Origin of the sequence: Clostridium sp. CAG:43 (genome assembly GCF_000434655.1) — a bacterium.
GTDB classification, from domain to species: Bacteria; Bacillota; Clostridia; order Lachnospirales; family Lachnospiraceae; genus Otoolea; species Otoolea fessa.
The window spans coordinates 3,656-5,834 of record NZ_FR894978.1 but is presented as its reverse complement, the minus strand read 5'-3'; the positions used below and the strand labels follow the sequence as shown (position 1 = coordinate 5,834).

Annotated in this window: 2 protein-coding genes; both read left to right on the top strand. The window is 48.9% G+C overall.

Features of this window, described 5'->3' with window-relative positions; genetic code table 11:
* Positions 1–60 precede the first annotated feature (60 nt).
* Positions 61–1,398, top strand: coding sequence for an MATE family efflux transporter (locus QVO97_RS00290; RefSeq protein ID WP_022358455.1), 1,338 nt, complete (start codon positions 61–63; stop codon positions 1,396–1,398).
* Positions 1,399–1,531: 133 nt separating this feature from the next.
* The gene (gene sigK, locus QVO97_RS00285; protein ID WP_022358454.1) at positions 1,532–2,161 is read left to right on the top strand and encodes an RNA polymerase sporulation sigma factor SigK; all 630 of its coding nucleotides are present in this window, start codon (positions 1,532–1,534) and stop codon (positions 2,159–2,161) included.
* Positions 2,162–2,179: the final 18 nt, after the last annotated feature.

Genomic DNA, 2,179 nt, shown 5'->3' with positions numbered 1-2,179 from the left:
TCGAAGATGCGAATCGTGATATAATGACAGAATTACTTAAAAATTTGACAGGAGAATGTTATGGAACAGAGGATTCAGTTATCGGATCATTTCGGTTTTGGGAGATTGATCCGGTTTACAATTCCATCTATTTTAATGATGATTTTTACCTCCATTTACGGAGTGGTAGATGGATATTTTGTATCGAATTTTGTAGGAAAAACGCCGTTTGCGGCGGTCAATTTCATTATGCCGTTTCTGATGGTCGTAGGTGCCATGGGATTTATGTTCGGCACGGGTGGAAGTGCCCTGATCGCCCGGATTATGGGCGAGGGCAGGCGTGAGAAGGCGCAGGAGATTTTTTCCCTTCTGATCGCTGCGACCGTTGTTTCTGGTCTGGTAATTGCGGTTATCAGTATTCTGTTTTTACCGCAGATCGCTGCCTTTCTTGGCGCGAAGGGAGAGATGCTGGCGGACTGCATCCGGTATGGACGGATCATTCTGGTGGCGCTTCCGTTTTTAATGCTGCAGTATGCGTTTGGCAGCCTTTCCGTGACGGCGGAGAAGCCGAAGCTGGGGCTGATTGTAACGATCATTTCGGGTGTGCTCAATATGACGGGAGATGTTCTGTTCATGGGAGTGTTCCATTGGGGAATTGCCGGAGCGGCGATGGCGACTGCGATGGGACAGATCATAGGCGGAACGATACCGCTGGTTTATTTCCTGCGGAAGAACAGCAGCAGCCTGCGCCTTCGCAGACCAAAGTGGGATGGAGGAGCGCTCAGACGTGCCTGCACCAACGGTGTATCGGAATTGATGAGCAGTATTTCCATGTCCATTGTCGGCATGCTGTATAACGCGCAGCTGATGCGCTACGCGGGAGAAAACGGAGTCGCAGCTTACGGAACCATCATGTATGTGGACTTTATTTTCCTTGCGATTTTCATCGGTTATGCGACCGGCGTAGCTCCGGTTATCAGCTATCACTACGGCGCAGGAAATAAAAAGGAGCTAAATAACCTGCTAAAGCGCAGTGTGGTTCTGATCGCGGCGGCGTCTCTGAGCATGCTGCTGCTGTCCGAGGTGATGGCGGCACCGTTGGCAGCTATTTTCGTAGGATATGATGCCGGGCTTCTGGACATGACGGTACATGCGTATTCCATTTATGCGGTTTCGTTTTTATTCTGCGGTTTCTCCATTTTCAGTTCCGCCTTTTTTACGGCGTTGGGAGATGGACTGACCTCGGCGCTGATAGCTTTTTTGCGTACTCTTGTGTTTGAAAGTGCATCGGTTATCATTCTGCCGCTGCTCCTGGGCCTGAACGGAATCTGGGGCGCAATTATCGTGGCGGAGTGTATGTCCGTGACGGTGTCAGTTATCTTTTTGGTGGCGAAGAGAAAGAGGTATCAATATTTTTAGAAGTAGCGGATTTATAACCGGCTGGATGGTATGATTTTTAGCTTCCTTTCTAAAATCGGAAAAGCAAGTGGTGCACTGGAAAAGCCACCGAAGCATAAACTATCAGTAAGTAAGCTTCAGGGTGGCTTTTTCTTTGCATACATTTCCAAAGCCTTTGACACCTGGAGAGGAACGGTCCTGTCTGGAACGCATGAAAGAGGGAGACCATGAGGCACGCAATACTCTGATAGAGCGAAATTTACGGCTGGTGGCGCATGTGACCAGAAAATATCAGGGTACAGATTATGAAATGGAAGATCTCCTGTCGATCGGCACCATCGGGCTCATTAAAGCGGTCAATACGTTTCATCCGGAGCGGGGATCGCGGTTGGCGACGTATGCGGCGAAATGTATCGAGAATGAGATTCTGATGACCTTCCGTGCTGGTAAAAAATATGCAAAGGATATCTCATTATATGACCCGATCGGGGTAGATAAAGATGGAGAAACCGTTAGCCGGATGGATGTGCTGGAGGCAGAAGGAAAAGAAGTTCTGGAAACCATTATTTTAAAGCAGGAAATTGAACAGCTTTACCGCGCCTATGAAGCGTGTTTAAAAGAAACAGAGAAAATCGTCTTACGCAGCCGGTACGGGCTGTTTGGCGGAAAGGAACAGACGCAGCGGGAGATTGCCGCCAGACTTGGGATTTCGCGTTCTTATGTGAGCCGGATCGAGAAGCGGGCGCTGGAAAAAATGCGGCGGGGATTTGCGGAACACAAATAAAGAACAGAAAAAGCGGCT